This window comes from Streptomyces bohaiensis, assembly GCF_012033785.1.
In the GTDB taxonomy this organism is placed as follows: domain Bacteria; phylum Actinomycetota; class Actinomycetes; order Streptomycetales; family Streptomycetaceae; genus Streptomyces; species Streptomyces bohaiensis.
Map to the genome: position 1 here is coordinate 1 of NZ_JAAVJC010000429.1, position 2,778 is coordinate 2,778.

Sequence of the window (2,778 nt, forward strand, 5' to 3'; positions counted from 1 at the left end):
GCGTCCTGCCGCGCACCCTCCTCGCCCTGCTCGCCGGCCTCGCGCTGGCCGCGGCGTTCCCGCCGTACGGGCTCTGGCCGCTCTCGATCGGCGCCGTCGCGGCGCTCAGCGCGCTGACCTACCGGCGCACCGCCCGCCAGGGCGCCTGGACCGGCCTGGTGATGGGGCTCGCGTTCTTCCTCGGGCTGCTGAAGTGGCTCAACGTCATCGGCTGGGACGCCGTCATCGGGCTGTCGCTGCTCCAGGCTCTCTTCTTCGTCCCGCTCGGCGCCGCGCTGGCCGCCACCTCGCGACTGCCGCTGTGGCCGCTGTGGGCGGCCTGCCTCTGGGTCGCCGAGGAGTGGGCCCGCGACCGGGTCCCGCTCGGCGGCTTCCCCTGGGGACGCCTCGCGTTCGCCAACACCGCCACCCCCTTCACCCCGCTCGCCGCGCTCGGCGGCGCCCCGCTCGTCACCTTCGCCGTCGCGCTCACCGGGGCGCTCCTGGCCTGCGCCGCCCTCCGCGCCTGGCGCCTGCGGCGGGCCCTCGCCACGCGGGCCGCGCTCCCCGCCGCCGGGGCGACGGGGCTGGCCGCGCTCACCGTGCTCGCCGGGTTCGCCGTCCCCGTGCCGACCGACGCCGACGACACCGTGCGGATCGCGGTGGTGCAGGGCAACGTGCAGCAGCCGGGCATGGACTTCCTGGGCCGCCCGATGCTCATCCTCAACAACCACGTCGAGGCGACGCTGCAGCTGGCGGAGGACGTCCGGTCCGGACGCGAGGAACAACCCGACCTGGTCATCTGGCCGGAGAACGCCTCCGACCTCGACCCGCACCGCTACCCGGAGGCATACCAGGCGATCGACCGCGCCGCCCGCGCCGTCGGGGTCCCGATCCTGGTCGGCGCGCTGGTGGACCACCCCACCCGCGAGGGGTACGTCGAGAACCAGGGAATCGTCTGGGACCCGCGCACCGGCCCCGGCGACTCCTACACCAAGCAGCACCCGGTGCCCTTCGGCGAGTACGTCCCCTACCGCGACGTGCTGAGCCGGTTCATCACCCGGCTGGAGCGGGTGCCCCGCGACTTCTGGCCCGGCGACTCCACCGGCGTCCTCGACGTCGGCCCCGCCCGGCTGGGCGACGTGATCTGCTTCGAGGTCGCCTACGACGGCATCGTGCGCGACACCGTCAACGACGGCGCCCGCGCGCTGGTGATCCAGACCAACAACGCCACCTACGGCCGCACCGGCCAGCCCGAGCAGCAGCTCGCCATGTCCTCCCTGCGGGCGGTGGAGCACGGCCGGGCCGTCGTCACCGGGGTCGCGCGGGCCGGCCGCGTCCCCCGGGCCGTGCGCCCCCGGCTCGTCCACGACCTCGCCCTGGACGACCTTGCCGTCGGGCCGGTGCATCCGCAGTCGGGCGTCGGCGGCGCGCGCCTCCTGGTAGGCGGTCCCCAGCGGGCCGGCCCGGCTCACCACGAGACCGCTGAGCGCGCTGCGCGCCAGGGCCGCGGTGGGCGGGAAGACCAGCAGCAGGCCGAGGAGGTCGGAGAGGAGTCCGGGGACCATCAACAGGATGCCGCCGACCGCCGCGAGGCCGTTGCCGGACCGGGCTTCGCCCTTCTCCGGCCGCCGGCCCTGCTGGGCGGCCTGGACCGCCTCGTTGAGGTTGCGCAGCGCGCGCCGCCCGGCGCGGCGCAGCACCAGCGAACCCGCCACGAACCCGGCGAGCAGCACGAGGACGACGGTGAGGCCGCCGGCGGCGCGGCCCAGCATCAGAAGCAGCCAGATCTCGGCGATCACCCACACCACCGTCAGCAGCGGGAGGAGGGTGCGCACGCGCCCGCGTGCGGGGGACTCGCCCGAGCGACGTCCGCCGGAGGGACGGCCGGGACCGAGAGGAGGCGGGGAACCGGTGGTCATGACTCAAGTGTGCCTTCGTCCGGTGAAACTGCGGAAGCGGGACGCGACGCCCCAGGCGGTGACCCGCCACAGGGCCTCGGTGACGATCGCGCGGCTCATCTTGCTGTCGCCGTGGGCCCGTTCCACGAAGGTGATCGGGACCTCGACGATCCGGTGGCCCGCCCGCGCCGCGCGGTGCAGCAGGTCCACCTGGAAGCAGTACCCCTGGGAGGCGACCCCCGCCAGCAGGGCGGGGGCCAGGACGTGCGCCCGCAGCGCGCGGAAGCCGCCGGTCGCGTCGCGGACCGGCAGGTCCAGCAGCGCGCGGGAGTAGCCGCTGCCGCCGCGCGAGAGCAGCTGCCGGTAGCGGGGCCAGTGGACTATCCGGCCGCCGGGGACCCAGCGGGAGCCGATGACCAGGTCGGCGCCGCGCAGCGCGGTGAGGAGGCGCGGCAGCTGCTCCGGTTGGTGCGACCCGTCGCCGTCCATCTCGACCAGCACCGGGTAGCCGCGTTCCAGCCCCCACCGGAAGCCGTCGAGGTAGGCGGCGCCGAGCCCCTCCTTGCCGGGCCGGTGCAGCACGTGCACGGCGTCGTCGGCGGCGGCGAGCCGGTCGGCGACGGCGCCGGTGCCGTCGGGGCTGTTGTCGTCGGCCACCAGGACGTCGGCGTCGGGGACGGCGGCACGCAACCGGGCGACCAGCGGCGGCAGGCTCGCGGCCTCGTTGTAGGTGGGGATGACGACCAGCACCGGGCCGTCGGCGCGGTCGGCGGTCGGGGGTGCGGGGTTCACGCGGGCCGGTCCCCCGCCTCCTGCTTCGCCCGGGCGGGGTCCGGGGCGGTGCCGCCGCCCGGGGGTCGCGCCCCGCCGGTGCGGGACTCGGCGGTGCGGTCGGCGG

1 protein-coding gene and 2 pseudogenes are annotated in these 2,778 nt (G+C 76.3%); 1 reads left to right on the plus strand and 2 read right to left on the minus strand.

The genetic code is table 11. From position 1 onward, the window contains the following. A pseudogene (lnt, locus tag HCN52_RS23585) lies at positions 1–1,295 on the plus strand (apolipoprotein N-acyltransferase); the annotation flags it as partial. 84 nt (positions 1,296–1,379) lie between these two features. Here the strand turns inward: lnt and HCN52_RS23590 are convergent. After that, positions 1,380–1,901 (minus strand): annotated as a pseudogene (locus HCN52_RS23590) (FxsA family protein); the annotation flags it as partial. 3 nt (positions 1,902–1,904) lie between these two features. Next, a complete protein-coding gene (locus HCN52_RS23595; protein WP_168090453.1) occupies positions 1,905–2,672 on the minus strand; it encodes a polyprenol monophosphomannose synthase in 768 nt (255 codons plus the stop codon). Positions 2,673–2,778: the final 106 nt, after the last annotated feature.